This window comes from Actinomadura sp. SCN-SB (assembly GCF_043906805.1).
In the GTDB taxonomy this organism is placed as follows: domain Bacteria; phylum Actinomycetota; class Actinomycetes; order Streptosporangiales; family Streptosporangiaceae; genus Spirillospora.
Window position 1 is genome coordinate 17,136 of the sequence record NZ_JBIMPP010000078.1, and the last position, 16,256, is coordinate 33,391.

At 65.7% G+C, this 16,256-nt stretch carries 19 protein-coding genes, 2 tRNA genes and 1 pseudogene; 5 read left to right on the forward strand and 17 right to left on the reverse strand.

Translation table 11 applies throughout. The annotated features are described in order from the left end of the window. Positions 1-233: 233 nt before the first annotated feature. A complete protein-coding gene (locus ACGWYJ_RS33550) occupies positions 234-1,259 on the reverse strand; it encodes a D-alanyl-D-alanine carboxypeptidase family protein (RefSeq protein ID WP_395110571.1) in 1,026 nt (341 codons plus the stop codon). Between the two features lie 585 nt (positions 1,260-1,844). On the opposite strand from ACGWYJ_RS33550, the gene ACGWYJ_RS33555 reads away from it, so the two are divergent. Beyond that, positions 1,845-1,916 (forward strand) — tRNA-Arg (locus ACGWYJ_RS33555). A 142-nt stretch (positions 1,917-2,058) separates the two neighbouring features. Here ACGWYJ_RS33555 and ACGWYJ_RS33560 read toward each other — a convergent pair. The 14 genes from ACGWYJ_RS33560 to ACGWYJ_RS33625 form a co-directional block, all read right to left on the reverse strand. Next, complete coding sequence (locus ACGWYJ_RS33560; protein ID WP_395110573.1) at positions 2,059-3,489, reverse strand: tyrosine-type recombinase/integrase; 1,431 nt, start codon at positions 3,487-3,489, stop codon at positions 2,059-2,061. Continuing rightward, positions 3,486-3,677 (reverse strand): helix-turn-helix transcriptional regulator, encoded by a 192-nt coding sequence (locus ACGWYJ_RS33565; protein ID WP_395110575.1) that lies wholly within the window; start codon positions 3,675-3,677, stop codon positions 3,486-3,488. The genes ACGWYJ_RS33560 and ACGWYJ_RS33565 overlap by 4 nt, the downstream gene beginning before the upstream one ends. 146 nt (positions 3,678-3,823) lie before the next feature. Continuing rightward, positions 3,824-5,095 carry a DUF3631 domain-containing protein gene (locus ACGWYJ_RS33570; RefSeq protein WP_395110577.1) on the reverse strand — a complete coding sequence of 424 codons (1,272 nt, stop codon included), beginning with the start codon at positions 5,093-5,095 and terminating at the stop codon, positions 3,824-3,826. Beyond that, on the reverse strand, positions 5,092-6,012 hold the full coding sequence (locus ACGWYJ_RS33575) for a bifunctional DNA primase/polymerase (RefSeq protein WP_395110578.1): 921 nt from the start codon (positions 6,010-6,012) through the stop codon (positions 5,092-5,094). Before ACGWYJ_RS33575 ends, ACGWYJ_RS33570 begins: the two co-directional genes overlap by 4 nt. Positions 6,013-6,037: 25 nt before the next feature. Continuing rightward, entirely contained in the window at positions 6,038-6,361 is a 324-nt protein-coding gene (locus tag ACGWYJ_RS33580) for a hypothetical protein (protein ID WP_395110580.1), read from the reverse strand. A 98-nt stretch (positions 6,362-6,459) separates the two neighbouring features. Next, positions 6,460-6,972: a single-stranded DNA-binding protein gene (gene ssb, locus ACGWYJ_RS33585; RefSeq protein WP_395110581.1), complete on the reverse strand. Its 513-nt coding sequence runs from the start codon at positions 6,970-6,972 to the stop codon at positions 6,460-6,462. Positions 6,973-7,181: 209 nt separating this feature from the next. Next, positions 7,182-9,140, reverse strand: coding sequence for a hypothetical protein (locus tag ACGWYJ_RS33590; RefSeq protein WP_395110583.1), 1,959 nt, complete (start codon positions 9,138-9,140; stop codon positions 7,182-7,184). A 2-nt stretch (positions 9,141-9,142) separates the two neighbouring features. Next, entirely contained in the window at positions 9,143-9,499 is a 357-nt protein-coding gene (locus ACGWYJ_RS33595; protein WP_395110585.1) for a hypothetical protein, read from the reverse strand. Then, the gene (locus ACGWYJ_RS33600) at positions 9,496-9,753 is read right to left on the reverse strand and encodes a hypothetical protein (RefSeq protein WP_395110587.1); all 258 of its coding nucleotides are present in this window, start codon (positions 9,751-9,753) and stop codon (positions 9,496-9,498) included. Before ACGWYJ_RS33600 ends, ACGWYJ_RS33595 begins: the two co-directional genes overlap by 4 nt. Beyond that, complete coding sequence (locus ACGWYJ_RS33605; RefSeq protein WP_395110589.1) at positions 9,750-10,025, reverse strand: hypothetical protein; 276 nt, start codon at positions 10,023-10,025, stop codon at positions 9,750-9,752. Before ACGWYJ_RS33605 ends, ACGWYJ_RS33600 begins: the two co-directional genes overlap by 4 nt. Further along, on the reverse strand, positions 10,022-10,759 hold the full coding sequence (locus tag ACGWYJ_RS33610; protein WP_395110591.1) for a DUF2637 domain-containing protein: 738 nt from the start codon (positions 10,757-10,759) through the stop codon (positions 10,022-10,024). The genes ACGWYJ_RS33605 and ACGWYJ_RS33610 overlap by 4 nt, the downstream gene beginning before the upstream one ends. A gap of 365 nt (positions 10,760-11,124) precedes the next feature. Beyond that, on the reverse strand, positions 11,125-11,529 hold the full coding sequence (locus ACGWYJ_RS33615) for a hypothetical protein (protein WP_395110593.1): 405 nt from the start codon (positions 11,527-11,529) through the stop codon (positions 11,125-11,127). Further along, entirely contained in the window at positions 11,529-11,831 is a 303-nt protein-coding gene (locus ACGWYJ_RS33620; RefSeq protein ID WP_395110595.1) for a WhiB family transcriptional regulator, read from the reverse strand. The genes ACGWYJ_RS33615 and ACGWYJ_RS33620 overlap by 1 nt, the downstream gene beginning before the upstream one ends. 46 nt (positions 11,832-11,877) lie before the next feature. Further along, positions 11,878-12,021, reverse strand: a complete 144-nt coding sequence (locus ACGWYJ_RS33625; RefSeq protein WP_395110597.1) for a hypothetical protein — start codon at positions 12,019-12,021, stop codon at positions 11,878-11,880. Between the two features lie 139 nt (positions 12,022-12,160). On the opposite strand from ACGWYJ_RS33625, the gene ACGWYJ_RS33630 reads away from it, so the two are divergent. The 3 genes from ACGWYJ_RS33630 to ACGWYJ_RS33640 all read left to right on the forward strand — a co-directional run bounded on the left by ACGWYJ_RS33630 (position 12,161) and on the right by ACGWYJ_RS33640 (position 14,563). After that, positions 12,161-12,505 carry a helix-turn-helix domain-containing protein gene (locus tag ACGWYJ_RS33630; RefSeq protein ID WP_395110599.1) on the forward strand — a complete coding sequence of 115 codons (345 nt, stop codon included), beginning with the start codon at positions 12,161-12,163 and terminating at the stop codon, positions 12,503-12,505. Between the two features lie 157 nt (positions 12,506-12,662). Beyond that, on the forward strand, positions 12,663-13,919 hold the full coding sequence (locus ACGWYJ_RS33635) for a hypothetical protein (protein WP_395110601.1): 1,257 nt from the start codon (positions 12,663-12,665) through the stop codon (positions 13,917-13,919). Next, positions 13,916-14,563 (forward strand): 2'-5' RNA ligase family protein, encoded by a 648-nt coding sequence (locus ACGWYJ_RS33640; protein WP_395110602.1) that lies wholly within the window; start codon positions 13,916-13,918, stop codon positions 14,561-14,563. The genes ACGWYJ_RS33635 and ACGWYJ_RS33640 overlap by 4 nt, the downstream gene beginning before the upstream one ends. A gap of 47 nt (positions 14,564-14,610) precedes the next feature. Here the strand turns inward: ACGWYJ_RS33640 and ACGWYJ_RS33645 are convergent, their stop codons facing one another. Then, positions 14,611-15,246 carry a hypothetical protein gene (locus ACGWYJ_RS33645; protein ID WP_395110603.1) on the reverse strand — a complete coding sequence of 212 codons (636 nt, stop codon included), beginning with the start codon at positions 15,244-15,246 and terminating at the stop codon, positions 14,611-14,613. 96 nt (positions 15,247-15,342) lie between these two features. Between ACGWYJ_RS33645 and ACGWYJ_RS33650 the strand changes: the two genes are divergently transcribed. Next, positions 15,343-15,445: transfer RNA gene (locus ACGWYJ_RS33650), tRNA-Arg, on the forward strand. 291 nt (positions 15,446-15,736) lie between these two features. On the opposite strand, the pseudogene ACGWYJ_RS33655 reads toward ACGWYJ_RS33650, so the two are convergent. Next, positions 15,737-16,256: pseudogene (locus ACGWYJ_RS33655) on the reverse strand (IS5 family transposase); the annotation flags it as partial.

Sequence of the window (16,256 nt, forward strand, 5' to 3'; positions counted from 1 at the left end):
CCGCCGGGGAGATCCGCTGTTCGAGGTGGGCGACATCGGTTCCCAGGCCGGCGTCGAGGCCCTGGTCGCCGTACCCGTGCTTCCCGTACCCCTGGACGGCCTCGGCCGCCCTCGCTCGTGCCGCGGGGTGCGCCGCGGCGGCGCGCATGCCCGTGGGCAGGATCGCCGCCCGGCGGCACGCATTAGCAGCACGGATGGTCGATACAACGGCGAAGCCGACGGTAAGCGGGTGACTAGCCTTCGCTGCCGTACTCCCAATGCCAGGGCTCGTAGGGGTTGCTGTAGGCCCAGGAAGGATGGAACCAGCCGTACTTGCGGGAGTTGGCCTCCAGCCAGTTGAACTGTGCCGTGCCGGCGTTCTGCACGCCCCCGCACAGGTCCAGGGCCTGTCCCTTGCCGTGGTTGCTGGTGCCGGGCACCGCCGCGAATCCGGGCCGCTGGTAGTAGACGCGCTGCTGATCGGCCAGGCTGCGGTAGGAGTCCGTTACGCACATCTCGCGTCCGAACCGTCGCGTGTACGCCGCGTTCAGCTTGTAGAAGGCCAGCGCCGCGTCGGCACGCAACTGCTCGCCCTTCTGCGGGAGCGGGCACAGGTACTTCGCCGGGATCAATCCATTGGGGAATTCCCGGGACTTGGCCGCCAGGCTCTTGTCGCATCTCGCCCGCAGCTTGCGTTCCCGCTCGGCCTCAAGCTTTTTGAGCCTGGCCGTGAGGTCCCTGGTCAGCTGGACCGATCGTGTCCTCAGGGAGTCGATCTCCTGCTGCAACCGCGTCTGTTCCACCGCGTTGCGCGACTGCAAATCCTGAGCCGTGGACGCGAGTTGCTGACGGCGCCGCTGTAGCTGATCGGCCTGCCGGACGAGCGCCTGCTGCCCGTTGGCGATATGCGTCACGTCCGCGGTGGCCCGCAACGACTCCTCGGCATCCCCCGAGCCGAAGACCGACATCGAGCCGAAGGCGGGCTGTTGGTAGGAGGCGTTCGCCAGCCTGGCCAGCGGCCCCCTGATCTGATTCAGCTCACCCTCGGCCACCGCCAGATCCTTAAGCGTCACCCGCAGCCGCTCTTGGGAGCGCGCCAACGCCTCCTGGCGCGCCTTCATCTGCTTGGTGGCCTTCTCCAGATCGTCGCGTGCCTTGGACGCCAGACGTCGCAGTTCCTGAACGGGATCCTCGCGTGCCGCGGCCGATCCCGGCCCGGCGACGATCACCGCCATCACCAGGAAGACCGCGGTCAGCACCGCCGACCGGGGGATTGGCACGGTGGGTTCCTCCTGATGCCCAAAAGGACGACAGCGGCAGGAACGCTACTACAAGTTCACAGACGACTTCACCGAGTCCGGAATCCGTGCCGATCACACCAGCGCCGCAACTCTGGGATCTCCCTCCACCGCCTGGGGCAAACCCCGCGATGACGGCGTTCCGGCGAAGGACTCGGCTTGGCCGACGGCCGTACCGCCGGCTCCGGCGCCCGCGTCACCGGCGCCGGCCTCGGCGGCACGTACTCCCCCCGCGTGGGATGCGTCTCAGGCGGCGCCTTCGGCGTCGAAGGGGTCACCGTCTCCACCGCCTGCGGCCTGGGCTCCGGCCCCCTCCCACCCACGACCAAGATCACGCCCACCGCGACAGCCACGAGGACGGCCCCGGCGACAACGAACCCCCACCTAGACCGCGAACGGCCCTTCGACCGCATCCCGCCCCGAGCCATCACGGACCGAAGCGTACCGACCCCCGGCAACCTGGCCTAGACCCACTCGCCCACGCCCGATAAGTGTGAGCAACCGCCCTTGTCTTCCCCTACCCTGGAGGTGGTCGTCCGCTACGCTCGTCCGGGCAAGCGGCACCAGGCCCTCGTAGCTCAGGGGATAGAGCACTGGTCTCCTAAACCGGGTGCGCAGGTTCGAATCCTGCCGGGGGCACTCTCCCATGATCAGCCAAACTAGGCGCTGACCAGGGCATCGACACGAAGAAGGGGCGGGAGCACAGTCCAACTGTGTCCCGCCCGTTCTCACTGTGTGGCACTGGCCACGAGAGACCTGCGAGAGAGCCTCTCGTGGGCTCTCAGTCCTCCTCCTCCAGGTCGTCTAGGTCGCGCTCTATCCGCTTGTTGATGTTGTCCTCCTGGCCGTCCAGGCAGCCCGCGTAGTGCTTGAGCAGGACTTCGACGGAATTTCCGGCTCGTTTGGCCACGTCCGCCGGCGAGACTCCCGCGTTGAGCCACGTGGTCAGGCAGGCATGGCGCAGGTCGTAGGGCCGTCCGGCTAGTGGGGATTCGACCTGAGCCGGCGTGAGCGCGAGCTGGCGGGCTTCCTCCCATGCGCGAGAGCAGGTGGAGGCTCCCAGGATGCCGCCGCGCTCGTTGCGGAACAGGCGCCCATCCTCGGCAGTGCCGAACTCCTCTATATGGGCCTTGAGGATGGCCACCAAGCGTGGCGGGATGGGGACGATCCTGGCCGCGTTCGTGGGCCGCTGTTTGAGCCCGCGCGGGTCATGCCGGTGCCCGTGATCCGTCCATTTCTTGGTGGCTGTGGGCAGGGTCTTGACCAGCGTGAGCCGTCCCCACCCTTCGTCCGGTAGGTGGCAGTCGATTTCCCTGAGCGCTACGGCCTCCGCTGGCCGAAGACCGGCGTAGTAGAGCGTGGCGAAGAACGCGACCAGCCGACGCCCGCGGGCTCGGTGCCAGGAACCGACGTAGGACAGGGCCGTCAGCAACTCGCGCGCCTGAGCGTGCGTGACGACTACCCGCGGGTCTACCTCCTCTTGTGTGGCCATGCGCTTCTGTGTGATGCCCTTGAGAGGATTTTCGGGCAACTCGCCCAGCTCTACGGCGTATTCGATGGCCGTGCTCAGTGCCCGCCGGCGACGGTTGTAGGTGTTGCTCGCTGCAGGCCGGCCGTCCAACGTGACCGTGAGCCGGTGGACAACCGCCCGTGCCGTCGCTGGCGTTGAAAGCGCCTTGAGCGCCCGTGAGCGCGTTCGGATCCATCGCAGAGCGCTCAAGAGTTCCCTTGGTGGCTCTGTATCGCTGTTTGCGGGCAGGACGGCCCACAGGAACGCCCTGCGAATGTCTCGGTGCGGCGGCCGGTCCGCACCGTCCTCCACCATGGCCAGCGTTGCCATGGCCAGACCATCGGTGATGGATTCTCGCGTCTTGGCCGCTGTTCCGTCCCATCTGATGGCCACGTACGCCTTGCAGAACTCGAACCATGTCCGAGCGGCAGTGACCTTGAGCATGGAGACCGGCAGGCCGGTGGCCACGTCGAATTCCTCGCCCCTGGTCATGGCCTGTATCAGGTCGGAGCGGAACCCATCGGCCAGTGCGTACGTGGGGAACGTCGCTGTGCAAACCTCGCCGGCGACGACCCAACGCACCATGTGCGGCTTGGTCCTGCTCTTCGCCTTACCGATTTTCCAGGGACGCCGGACGTCGCGCGTTCTTCCCTTACTGCCAGGGGTACCGCGCCGGCCGGCGCGCTTCCGGTCTTCGCTCACGCGGCAGCCTCCTCGTGGCTGGAAAGCCAGCGCTCAAGCTCTGACCGGCGAATGAATACGTCCCCGTTCGGATATTTGATCGATCGCGGCGCCTTACCGAGTTGGCGCCATCGGTAGAACGTCGCGCGAGCCACTCGCAATTCGGCGATGACTTCGGCGACCGTGAGCAACTCGTCTTTGCGAGCCATCCCTACAGTCCTCCTGAGAGAAGTTCTCAGTCCGGCGGATTGCTTGGCGGCTGTGCACCGGACATGGGAGCGGGGTAGTGGTCTAGGGCCGCGCCTCCCTTCGTCGCGTTGTGCGGAACCTCCGGAACCTGTGGAACCTGCGCAGGTCAGAGCCGGGAACCGAGGTTCCGCCCCACGGTCAGGGTTCCGGAACCTGCGGAACCTATGGAGGGCGGAAGGTTCCGCCGGTTCCGGAACCTGTCTCGTCTCCCGGAACCTTCGACATCGGTCGTGAGCTGGTCAGGTTCCGCGGGTTCCGTAGGTTCCGTACCTCCAGGCAGGGCGGGGAGGTAGCGGCTCCAGGCGTCGGCGAGGTGGTCAGCGCGGTATCCCATCAGGGAACGCCCTTCGATCTTCACCTTCACTGGCGCCACGTCGTATGCCGACAGAAGTCGAGCCAATCCGCGACTGTCCAAGGGTGTGCCCTTTAGCTCTGCCCATGGCGCGTCCTCAAGCTTGTGCAGTCGTTCGAGAACGGTCTCCGTGAACAGTGCGCGGGCTCCATCGAAGATGCGGTGCATATCCATCAGAAGACGAATCCCGAGACTTACGCCACGGTGGGCGCCCTGCTTGACGAGAAAGACGCAGGCGTCACGGGCACGTTTGGGCCACTCTCCGCCGGCTGCGTCCGCGATGGCCAATAGCGGTTCCCATACGTCCGCGGGCCGATCGGTGATGCCGGGCGGCATCTCGGGCCATGCTTCGGCGAGTCGCTCGACTTGGGTCGTAACCCAGTCGGCCAACATGGCGCGAATCTTCCAGCCCTCTGGCTCGTGAATGCGAGCGCGGTACGGCTCGACGGTCTCGTGAGGCGCGCGCCGACGCATCCTGACGATTATCGAGCGCGTGAGGATCGTGTCAGGAAGGTTGCCCAGTCCTGCGAGCGCCACAGCGGCATAGGCGGGAAACTCCATGACGCCCTGATTCGTGCCCTCTCCGACGCATCGATAGGCCACGCCGGCGCGCCGATGTCCAGCGTTGAGAAGTCCCCGTAGATCCTCGTTGTCCTTGGCTTTGGGGCCAAAGACGGTATCGATCTCGTCGAAAAGGATGGTCGGTCGCCGTTCCCGGTTTCCTACAGACCTGTAGAGGGCGGCTGGACTGGCGTTGACGGCATGCATCGGGAACGGCACCAATAGACTGAGAATCTCAAGCGCGCGCGTCTTTCCAGAGCCAGGCTCGGGTGAGAGGAACGATAGGCGGGGCGTCGAGTCGAATGCATCGATAACGTGAGCATGTGCAGCCCACAGCGCCATGGCGTCATATGCCGCTTCGTTGGGCAGCACACAGAATCGGGCTATGAACGCGCGGGCAGCGTCGAGCGCAGCAACGCCATCGTTACTGGCCGGCGGCTGGTCACTGTGGGCCGCATCGGTCATGCTGCGTGCCTCCTGGTGATGTCGCGAGGTTTCCGCTTCCCTGCCTCGATGGCCGAGCGAATGGTGGCGCGCGCTTCGTCGGGACGCATGTCGTCCCGAGTCGGCCCAAAGTGCACGCGTGCGGCGTCATAGAGGGCTCCGACAGCCGTCTCATCGGGAAGGGCGCCGGCGCCGACCAGCCGGCCGAGGTTGTACGCGGCTTTATTGAGCGCCTGATTACGGCCACCGCGGACGGCAGTTGCCACCCTCTCCGCTTCCGCCTTGAGTGCCGCAGTCGTGTAGGCGTCAAGGTCAGCAACGTCACCGGGCCCCAGACAGGCACTCAAGGCGGGAGTGGAGACAGGGGCAGGGTTGAGAAGACCGGCGAGCCACTCCGGAAGTGGAGCGGGCGGTACGTCGCGAATCACGTCATAGGAGCCGGCGCCGTCCGCCAGCTCGACAAAGCTGCCAGGGGCAACGACGTAACCGCCGTGCGCGCGCGTGTCGATTCCCCACCCCAACCCGCGCACCGAGTTGCCCGCTGTGTTGGTCAGCCGGACGCCGGACGGCGCGGTGAAGTACAGATGCAGACCACCGCGCCGAGTCAGCACGGTGAACGTGTCGAAGGGGAAGGGCTGCCCATGCCGCTCGCAGAGCGTGGCGAACACGTCCGCACCCTCACGGATCCCCGGTTGTCTCCACTCGTTCGGCGCCACTTCGCCTGGCTTCGGCATGTCCAGGTCGATCACGACAAGTCCCGACGGCCCACACGCGATGGCGACGTTGTACGGTCCGCGTTCCCAGAACGCGCGGATCCGGTCGGCATCGGTGGTCGCGTGACGTTCCCAGTCCTTGAAACCAGGCACCGGCCGCTTGTCCCGAGGGCGGAGCGGGAACACATACCATCCGCGGGCAGCGCATTTGAGCGCTGCTGTCATTGTGCGATGCATGCTGAGCCTCCTGTCAGAACAGGGCTTCGGGGGTGTGGGCTTCAGCGACCGCGGCATTGCGTGCGCTTCGGCGGGCGGCTTCGATGCCGGCATGGCAAGGCGGGCACAGTGCGTAGAGGGCTTCGGGCGGCAGCGTTGCCGCGGCAACCCATGAACTTGTGGCTTCGCGCGGGACGCTGTGGAGAGGGCGCGGCCGGTCGTGCTCGTTCTTGCAGCGTCCTCCGCCGTCCTTGTGCTTGCGTCCGCATTCGGCGCGGCACTCGCAGCGGCGTCCGGCACGATCGAGCACCGTTCGCCAAAGTTCACCGTTGAGCAGGGGGGCAGGATCGTTCGGCACGGTTTTCTACCTCCTTGAGGGCTTCGGCGAGATGGGGCGGCCAGCGGATTGCTTGGCGGCTGTGCACTGGCCGCCCCACGTACCTCGCGGGCTACGGATCAGAAGGGCGGGCTGTGGTCGGCGCCGGACGTGGCCGGCGTCGGTGCCGGTTCGGGGGCCGGCTCACGGTGCGGCAGCGACCACGGGTCGTCGCTCGCGGGTGAGGTGGCCGCGCCGTTTTCGGCGCTGGCACGCTCGCGGGTCGTCTTGACCACGCGAGCGGTTGCGCGTCGCAGGGACGGGCCGATGTCGTCCACCGTCAGCTCGACCACGGTCCGCTTGGTCGTCGGGTCACCAGGAGTCGTCTCGTACGTCCGCGGACGCAGGCGGCCAGTGGCGACGACCGCGGTACCGCGATGGAGCGTCTCGGCAGCGTTCTGGCCGAGGTCTCGCCATGCCGAGCAGCGGACGAACCAGGTTTCGCCGTCCTTCCACTCCCCCGTCATGCCATCGCGGTAGCGGGGGGTCGAAGCGATGGTGAAGGACGCGACGGGCAGGCCGGATCCGGTGAACCTCAGTTCCGGATCGGCGGTCAGGTTGCCAGTGATCGTGATGGTCGGCTCGTTGGCCATGACGGGTGATCCCTTCGTCTGGGCAGCGTCGGTCTCAGGCGTGGCGCCTGGAAGGGGTTTGGGGTTGGTTTGCTGGTCGCAGGGGCGCAACGTCCTCGTTGCACCTGCCGTTGCGCCCCTGCGTTGCACCTGCGCGTTGCGCCCGTTGCAGCATGATCAACATCGGCGCGCGCGCAGCCTGCGCGCAGCCGTGCGCGCGTGCGTGCGGGCTAGACGGGCTCGGGTTGGCGGAGCAGCGTGTGGCGCTGGGCTTCGTCGTCGAAGCCGAGAACGCCGTCTTCGCGAAGCTTGCGGATCTGCCCCTGTGCCCACTGGCGAGTCATGCCGGCTTCGGTCCAGATGTGGGCTAGGTCGGCAGTCCGGAAGTCCTCTCGCCCTTCGGCGATCCATGCCGAGATCTGGTCGCGCAACGCCTGTCGAGCTTCGGCCACGGTCATGGTCGGACTCGGAAGCGTGAACTCCCACTCTTGGTCGTCAGGGTCGTCAGTGATCGGGTCGTCAATGTCGGCTTGAACGGTCGGGTCCGGGTCCTCAGTGGTCAGGTCGTCTTCCGCGCGCCATCCCTCCTCAGGGTCGTCGGGCTGGTCGTCGAGTTCGGCCACGTCGGCTGGGGAGGCAACGGCGCTCGCTCCCTGCGTGATGGCCGCGGTGAACTCGTCGAGGGTCTTGGATGCCGCCGGCCACGCGGCAGCGTGCGCGCGCATCTCCTCGCCATCGGTGGCCCATGACCACGTACGCAGGGGCATCGCGATGCGCTCGAACGGGATGCTGGGAGCGTCCAGGTAGGCCATGCCGGGCTTCTTGTTGCCCCACAGCTCCGGACGGGCGCCGGCGTCCTCCTGAGCTTCTGAGAGCCCGAACGCGGCGTCATGGGAGTTGGCTACGCCGAAGCAGACGTTCGCGAGCTGGCCGCGCGCGAGCGTCGGCATCTGCGTCCAGTCGGAGCGCTGCAGGGACATCACGATGGATCCGCCGGCAGACCGGACAGCCTTGAGCAGCTTGAGGAAGGTGTCCATGCCCTTGTCCCCGAGCGCGTCACCGATGTCCGGGAACTCCTCCAGCCAGATCAGCCAGTACGTCAGCCCGCATCCGGGCTCCCAGTTGACGTGACCGCGGCTCGCGAGCCAGTCGGTACGTGGCTTGAGCTGGGCATGTATGTCGTTGATGAGCGAGCGGACGCCGGCCTTCGTCGTCTCGAATCGGTGGAGCGCGGGACGGAGCGGGCCGAGCGTCTGCTCTCCCTTGGTGATGTCGGCGGCCAGGATGGCGACGTCATGGCGCGTTGCCGCTTCGGCGAGGTAGTTCCACGCTCCACCGATGGACTTGCCGGCGCCGGTCGTCCCCATGAACTGCAGGTGGTGGCCCGTGATGACGTGCTCGACGTCCTCGCCGTCCTGCCAGATTCCGGGCCTGAGCGGCTCGGAGATGCTCGCACCGGGATGGGACGGTCCAGGCCAGGGAATCGGCGCGTTCATGACGCGCGGGTCCGAGAGCGTGACCTTGGCACGGTCGGCACGGTCGGTGTCTGGCGCGACGCTCATCGTTCCGGGCGGCAGCCCTAGAGCGCCTTCGATGTACTCGACCTTCTTCTGAACGTCCGCAACGGTCTTCTGACCTGCCGGAAGGGCCATCGCGGCATCGATCTTGCGTTCATCGGCCTTGACGGTGGCCATGCGGGCTCCGCCGAGACCGGCCTTGTCCTTGCCCTGGTCGAACAGGAAGGACAGCGGGTCAACGACTCCGGACATGCCGTGCTTCTCGCGGATCACGGTCCGGATGTTCCAGCCGACGCAGACGACCAGCCCGCCGGCCAGCAGAAACCAGCGGACAACCGGCTGTGAGAGACCGGCGACGGATGCGACCGTGACCCACATGGCGACGGCGAACGTCGTGGCCGTGGCCGAGCCGCGGCCCAGGATGCCGCGCTGATGGGAGACCAGCCACGTCACGCCGGACAGCAGCACGGTTCCCATGGTCAGTCCGATGGCCGACCATGCCGCGGCCTGCCCCGTTCCCCACAGCTTGTGGAAGGCGTGCCCGATGCCGGCGACCATCGGCCAGACCAGCCACGGCGGCGCCAGCGTCATCAGCTTGGATGCCTGAGCGGCCTTCACTCGATCCCAGGACGTTTCGTCGATGGTGGCGACTTGGTTGTTCTTGCTGGCCATAGCTACTCGTCCTTGAAGTTGAACTTGGGCTTGACCTTGGGCGGGTTGAGGATGTCGGCGAACTCCTTGCGGAACTGGGAGTGGAACTTCACCGTCTCGACGGCAGCGCCCTTCGCGTGCTCTGAGGCGCGACGCAGGCGGTTACGCACCCTGCGGGCACGTAGCTTCACGTCCACTCCGAACAGGGCCGGATGCCCCTTCTGCGAGGCGCACAGCGCTCCGTAGACCTCTTCGGCGGCCATCTCGAACTCCATGGCCAGGTCTCGGCAGATGCCGCGGGACGCCTGCGAGTACTGCGTGATGGACTTGGCGCCGGTGAACGGGATATCCGCCAACTCCGGGATGCGCTTCTTGCTCACCGATGGGGCTCCTCTTCGTCCTCGATCACGTCTGCATCGATGGCACCGGCGCGGCCGGCGCGGTACTCGTCTGCGATCAGGTGGGCGATGTGCGTGGGCATGGTGGGCGGGATGCCGGTGACTGCGGTCACCAGCACGCCGAGCGCGCTGAGCGCGAGCTGGATCACGCGCCAGATGCCTCGCAGGACGGCGACCAGTCGAGCGCCGAATGGTCCAGGACGGGCCGTCGAGCGGGTTGGGGAGTCGAGCGTCATCGGCGCGGCCTCCATGCGATCGGAGAGCGCAGCCGCGGCCACCGCCGGACGGTCACCAGCGCGCCGAGCGCGAAGCCGAACATGATCAGGCCGAAGGCCGAAGCGAACATGACCGGCACGCTCACCACGTGCAGGAGAAGCAGGTACACCAGCCCGCCGGCGATCCCAGCGAGCATGAAGCGGTCAATGAACGTCAGGCGGGTACGGCTGCCCCGTCGCGCCGGACGGAGCGTCGAGCGGGTACGGGTACCCCTGCGAGTGCGCGCGGTCATGATGCGGCCTCCTCTCGGACGGCGAGACTCGACAGATGCGCGCGGACCTGCGTTGCCTTGGCCTGTCCGCAACGAAGGGTCGCCTTGATCCGGCGGATCGACGGCACCTGTCCGGCCTTGATGTCGTCGGCGAACACGGTCATGGCGCGTACTTCAGCCGGCTCCAGATCAGACGCCGGGCGTACCTCGGCAGGTACGGGGACGAGCGCCTTGCCGGGTACGGCGGGTACGGGCTGGCGATCGGTGGCGTGCTCGCTGGGGACGGTCGTCCTGCGAGGCTTCGGCGCTGACTGGCCGCTCGCGACTTTGGCAGGCTCGCTGCCCTTCGCGCTCTGCCGTCCGCGCCGGATCATGCCCATGAGCAGCTCGACAACGAGGATCAGCGTCACCGCCGGCCACGCGCCGACGACCGCACCGATCGGGCCGTGAGCCAGACCATGCAGGACGTTGACAGCGACCGTTGCAGCGATGCCCAGTCCGAGCGCGACGCGCGCGAGCATCGGAGCGCGGTCACCGCGTCGAGCGGCGTCGAGCAAGACCATCGAAGCGGTGAAGACAAGCCCGTCAACCGTGAGGGGCGTCAGGTATGCGGTTACGCCGGTCTCGCCGTTCTCGCGAACGACCTCCAACGCATGGCGGAACGAGACCACCGCGGCGATACCGCCGATGCCAACCACGGTTGCGGCTGTGCTGGCTCGGATCACCAGATCTCCGCGGCTCATGCCGTTACTCATGCCGCGGCCCTCATCTCCCGGGACGGGTCCCCGATCGCGGGCGGGCGGTATTCGTTGTCGATGTCGGCTGCCATGACGGCGCGACGGCACAGACCGCACCGGAATCGCACGGGTCCGCCGTCCAGGACGGAACGGCACGATGGGCAGAGCTTCGCCGGCCCGACTCGCGTCGGCTGAGTGTCGCCAATGGGTAGAAGCGGCCTTACGCGCTGGTCAGGCTTGCGTACATGCCTGACGACGTTCGGTGGATGGGTCATGATGGGGTTTCCTCCTTGAGGGCGCCCGCCCGGTGGATTGCTTGGTGGCTGTGCACCGGGCGGCGCGTAAGGGAGCGGACGATCTGAGGTCTTCATGGGGGCAGGCGTCTAGGGCTCCATGTCGTCTGAATCGGGCAAGTACAGGCCGGACGTGGCGCTCTGAAGGCCGGACAGGTCACGGGCCAGCGCCGAAGCCGCGGCACGCGCGCCGGCCAAACGCTCAAGGGCATCGGTGACCTTGGCGGGTGCGTTCCCACTGGTGTCAGCGACGTGGCCGCGCGCTTCGGTCAGGTAAGTGGTCATCTGACGGAAAAGCTGATCAAGGCCAGCGCTGCCACCGGAGAGGTTGCCGGCCAGCGTGTAGACGGTCTGAGGGCATGTGAGACCTGCGGACGCATGAGAGCCGGTGGCGTAGTTGAGCACGCGCACCACTTCGGCGAAGCCGCGCGCAAGGGTCTCGGTGTAGTCGTCGCTGTGCGGGCCGTCCGGCTGCAGGTTGAGACGTTCGCCCATCAGGCGGCCTCTCCGAGCGTCCGCGCGTAGCTCGTCAGACGCTCGATATCACGGGCACGCAAGCCGGCCCAGATGCCGCCCTTCACCTTGGTGCGCAATGCGAAGTCCAGGCAGGACTCCCACACCGGGCAGGACTCGCAGACGTCCATAGCGACGTCCTCACGCGCGAGCTTGTCAGCTCGCGACTCGAACTCGAAGGCATCCGGCCCGGTGTGAAGCTCTGGGTCAAACCGGCAGTGCCCCTGCCGGCCGATGTCGTCGAGCAACTCCGAGACCGGACGCTCGGACGGCCTTGTGGCCATAGGAACCTCCTGTGAGTGGGCACCTGTGGGGGTGCGAGAGCAGTGGTCAGCCCAGTCCGTTGGCGAACTCGTTGACCGCGGCCACGAGCTGGGTCACGAAGTCGGCAGCCTGCACCGGGTTGTTGAACACGTAGATGCCGAGAACGATCAACGCGAGGTACTGGCCGTACTTCTTGGGCTGAGGGAACATCGCGGGTCCTCCTTGGAGCCGTGAGCGCCACTATGAGCGCTCAAATTAGCGCTGTCAATAGCGCGAGAGTCTGTGTAGGCTTCGAAACAGGGAGCTTGGCGTGTGTCTAGGGGCGATACGCCCTGATCAGGAGGGCTCTGTGGGCAACTGGGAAGCCGTCGCCCAAGCGGTCAACGACCGGATGCGGGAACGCGGGATCACTCAACGCGAGCTTGCAGAGAGTTCCGGAGTGTCCCCCGCAACCCTGCGCCAGATTCAGCACGGCGTATCCCGTCAGCGTTCGCGCTCGACCCTGGCGGCCATCTCCCGCGCACTCGGCTTCCCGGAGGATCGCCTTCGCGAGATCTCGCTGAGCGGGCAACCGGAAGGCCATCACATGGTCACCGATGCCTCACCCCTGAGCGATCTCCGCCAGGAGGTTGCCGACCTTCGTAAGCGAGTTGAGGCGCTCGAAGCCACCATGCCAAGGGAGGCGCCGAAGTGACTCCCTCGCTCCACCGCTCAGCATCGTTTCTCACCTCCCTCCAACGGCCCTGTTGCCTTGGACCCATTGAAGACGGGAGGCAGTAGTCGTCACCATGAACTAGCACTGCCTCAGCAGTGCACTCCCGATGCACCGGCCCAGTGGCAACGGAGCAGCAGTGGACGTCGTTGAGACCTGGACGGGTTGGCACGCCAACGCCCTACTCAAGGCCATGCGGCTCACGAACGAAACGTTCGCGGGCCGACTCGGCGTCGCCGTGCGCACGGTCGCGAAGTGGAACGCCAACCCTGACATGGTGCTCTCACCCGAAATGCAGCAGGTTCTAGACACGTTCCTACTACGCGAAGTCCCAGACGACGGCAAGGCGCGCTTCTCACTGATCCTTAGCAAGAACCAAAGTCAGGGGGAAGCACCCCACGTCCGGCAAACACCAAGAGACGAACTCTCAGCCCTCACTGCCTGGATAGCCGAGTCACCTTCAAACAGGGACGCGATTGAGCAAATCGGAAGAGCGACGCAATCCCTGGCCTACGCGCACCCTCACTCACCAGCGAAGAAGATTCTCAGCGAGGTATTGCGGCTACAGCAGCAAACCCAATCAATCCTAGAGTCCGGAAGACACCGACTACGCGAAACACGAGATCTACTCAAGGTCAACTCAGACCTCTTGGCCCACGCTTGTCTCCTACTGGGAGACATTAACGACGATCAGAGAGCTGAGCAGTACGGCCTAGCCGCCCTCATGTTCGCGCAAGAAGCCGAAGCTTCGGAAGATCACATATGGTATGCGCGATCGAAGACGGCTCGATGGCAAGACAGATATATCGAATCTGCTGACCTTGCATGGCAGGGCTTCGAGCGCAGTACCCCGGGACCGATGCGCGTCCAACTGGCTTGGTATGAAGCAAGTGCCGCCGCGCTGCTGGGCGACCACAATCGAGCAAGAGAAGCATCCCGCCGTGCCGAGGAAGCCGCAGGCAACTGGCTTACGACCAACGCTCCTCCGTCTGCTTGGTCCTTCACCGCCGAACGTCAAGCCGTCTTCGCACAATCGGTCGCAATCCGCACACGCGATGCTGACGGCGCTCTACGAGCTGCGGCAATGGCCGATGCTGGGTGGGCGGCAGGCGACCCTAAGGTGCTGCCCACATGGGCACAAATCAGGGTTGGCGCCGGCATCGGTCACCTCATGAAGGGCTCGCTAGAAGCCGCGATAGCCGAGGTAACACCTATGCTCACCCTTGAGCCTGAGTTGCGCTTGGCTACGGTCACACGCCATCTGGCCAACCTTGACCAACTGCTACGACGTCATCCCTACAAGAACAATGCCGCCGCGAACGGCCTGCGCGAAGCAATCCGAGAGTTCAACTCAGAAGCGCTCAAAGCCGAAGACGACCCTACGGAGGACCAGTGAGCCCGCTGCCCGTAGAAATGCGTGACCGCTGGGCCGACCGAGCCGAGACTCCCCCTGGCAAGGGAACCGTTTACTGGCACATCCTCATGGGCGGATACCCCGAAGTCCGGTCTACAGCCGAACGCGTCCAGAAGCAGCTAGGCCACTTCACCGGGCTTCACATGACGCCCCTGCACTGGCTACACATGACAGCTCTTGTGGTTGGCAGCACTGACGACATCACTCAAGCTCAGATGAACGAGCTGATCGAGCATGCCTCAAATACCTTGTCGGGCGTAACTCCGATTGAGGTCTCATTGGGTCGCATCCTCTACCACCCAGAGGCCATTATGCTCGGCATAGAACCTGATGGCGCTCTCGACCCGATTTTCAATGCGGCACGAACCTCCACGCAAACCGTCCTTGGTTGGGATGGCGTCACTACAAGTGGCCAAGGCAATTGGATCCCCCACATGACGCTCTGCTACAGCACTGCCAAACAAGCAGCGAAGCCGCTCATCGCCACCGTCGGCCTCAATGTGCCTGAATGCCATGTAACCATTAGGGCACTTACTCTCGTAGTCCAATGGGGGCCTGAACGAGATTGGAACTGGCATAAAGTCGGCGCCGCCCCCCTTGAAGGTATAGAAACCAACACTGATTAAGAAGAGCCATGACAGATCCCAAGAATACTCATACGACACCTCCAAAGTTAGGGTTCTACTCCCTGTACGCCCCATGCCTTGTTTGCGTTGAAACACGCGATAAGCAGGACACTCCCGGGATCGGTACGGCGTTTCATATCGGCGAAACGTTCCGATGGGTTCGAATCCCACCATCGGTTAATTTGACTTCTCGGCGCTGTGAAGACTGTTCTCGTCTCTCGCGCTCCTGGCGATGCCAGGTCGGCTGCAAGCCTCGTCGCGTCACTCGCCTTATAACCGGGCACGGTCAACCGAAGCCGGATTCTCTTAGAGGCGTTGCCGCCCTTGGTAGCACCTTCGGCCTGGCCGATTGTCGTCTGTGCATTGCACAGCCGTTTGCGAAGCTCCTCGATGTCGTGAACATCCGAAAGCCGAATGGGTTCGCTGAACAGTCGGCGGTCAGACTCGGGCATCGAGCGCGTGGAGCGGGAGTCGAGTAGACCGGCCTGCAGAACCGCGCCGCGTTGCTTGAGCCTCTCTAGCAGCAGACGTAGCGCGGGCCGGTATTCCGTGTTGCGCGCGGCACGCTTGGTAGAGGCGCCCGAGCTGCTCTCAAGCACCAGGGAGAGCAGCTCACTACCAGGCTCGATCTCGACGGCGTACTCAGCATCCAGTTCCCGGCCGTCGTCGTCTGTGGCTCGCATGGGCATACCTTGGCACGTGGCACAGACAGGATCGACGCCGTTCAGGACGTCCCACGAGGTCATCACGAGAGAGCGGCGAGAGAGTCTTGGGGCAATGCCAGGTCTACCAGGATGTTTGTCCTGGTAGGAGGCACGGAGACCGCTCGACCAGATGTGGTCTCCTAAACCGGGTGCGCAGGTTCGAATCCTGCCGGGGGCACACGCAGCATCCACGACATTTGCGCCCATTCGCCGCGCGGCGGGTCGGCGCTCGTTCTTGTTCTCGGTGGGCTGGGTGCTGCCCACCATATGCCGCGTGGCGGCGGCCACGGTGTCGCTGGTGCCGGCGCTGACCAGAGGGTGGCCTGGCGCCCCTCGGAGCTGTAGGAGATCTTCAGCCCGCACACGGGTAGTTCGTGCAGGCGGGCACGGAGGCGCGGCAGGCGGTCCACCGGTTCGACGTGGTGATCGCGCTGTGGCGGGTTGGCTTCGAGTTCCCTTAGAGGTCGTTTCATCTGGTGAGTCGGCGGTAGCAGATGGGGGGCTGCGGCGATGCCGACGAAGGCCAGGAAGTACTGGGGTTTGTGTTCGTAGCGTCGGTGCAGGCGGCGGCAGCCGCTCAGCCAGGACACGGTCCGCTCGACCACCCAGCGGTGGCGGCCCAGCCTCTGGGACGACGCCACGCCGCGGCGGGCGATGCGCACCACGATGCCGCGCGAGCGCAACCAGCGGCGCAGGTGCGGGTAGTCGTATCCCTTATCGCCGTGCGGCTTGCCCGGACGGCGACGGCGCGGCCCGCGCCGTGAGCGGATCGGCGGAATGCCGCGTACCAGCGGTTTCAGGCCTTGGCTGTCGTGGGTGCCGGCGGCGGAGATCCCGACAGAGATCGGCAGGCCGGTCCGCTCGGCGAGCAAGTGGATCTTCGACCCGTTCTTGCCGCAGTCGACAGGATTCGGGCCCGCCGGCTCCCCCCTTTGCTCGCGCGGACGCTGACCGAGTCGATCGCGCACCGCGACCAGTCCAGCTCGCCG

Bases quoted from the DNA above. Each gene is read 5' to 3' on its own strand.
- ACGWYJ_RS33565 (WP_395110575.1), bottom strand. From the start codon at position 3,677: ATGGCTCGCAAAGACGAGTTGCTCACGGTCGCCGAAGTCATCGCCGAA.
- ACGWYJ_RS33570 (WP_395110577.1), bottom strand. From the start codon at position 5,095: ATGACCGATGCGGCCCACAGTGACCAGCCGCCGGCCAGTAACGATGGC.
- ACGWYJ_RS33575 (WP_395110578.1), bottom strand. From the start codon at position 6,012: ATGACAGCAGCGCTCAAATGCGCTGCCCGCGGATGGTATGTGTTCCCG.
- ssb (WP_395110581.1), bottom strand. From the start codon at position 6,972: ATGGCCAACGAGCCGACCATCACGATCACTGGCAACCTGACCGCCGAT.
- ACGWYJ_RS33590 (WP_395110583.1), bottom strand. From the start codon at position 9,140: ATGGCCAGCAAGAACAACCAAGTCGCCACCATCGACGAAACGTCCTGG.
- ACGWYJ_RS33600 (WP_395110587.1), bottom strand. From the start codon at position 9,753: ATGACGCTCGACTCCCCAACCCGCTCGACGGCCCGTCCTGGACCATTC.
- ACGWYJ_RS33605 (WP_395110589.1), bottom strand. From the start codon at position 10,025: ATGACCGCGCGCACTCGCAGGGGTACCCGTACCCGCTCGACGCTCCGT.
- ACGWYJ_RS33610 (WP_395110591.1), bottom strand. From the start codon at position 10,759: ATGAGTAACGGCATGAGCCGCGGAGATCTGGTGATCCGAGCCAGCACA.
- ACGWYJ_RS33615 (WP_395110593.1), bottom strand. From the start codon at position 11,529: ATGGGCGAACGTCTCAACCTGCAGCCGGACGGCCCGCACAGCGACGAC.
- ACGWYJ_RS33620 (WP_395110595.1), bottom strand. From the start codon at position 11,831: ATGGCCACAAGGCCGTCCGAGCGTCCGGTCTCGGAGTTGCTCGACGAC.
- ACGWYJ_RS33625 (WP_395110597.1), bottom strand. From the start codon at position 12,021: ATGTTCCCTCAGCCCAAGAAGTACGGCCAGTACCTCGCGTTGATCGTT.
- ACGWYJ_RS33645 (WP_395110603.1), bottom strand. From the start codon at position 15,246: ATGCGAGCCACAGACGACGACGGCCGGGAACTGGATGCTGAGTACGCC.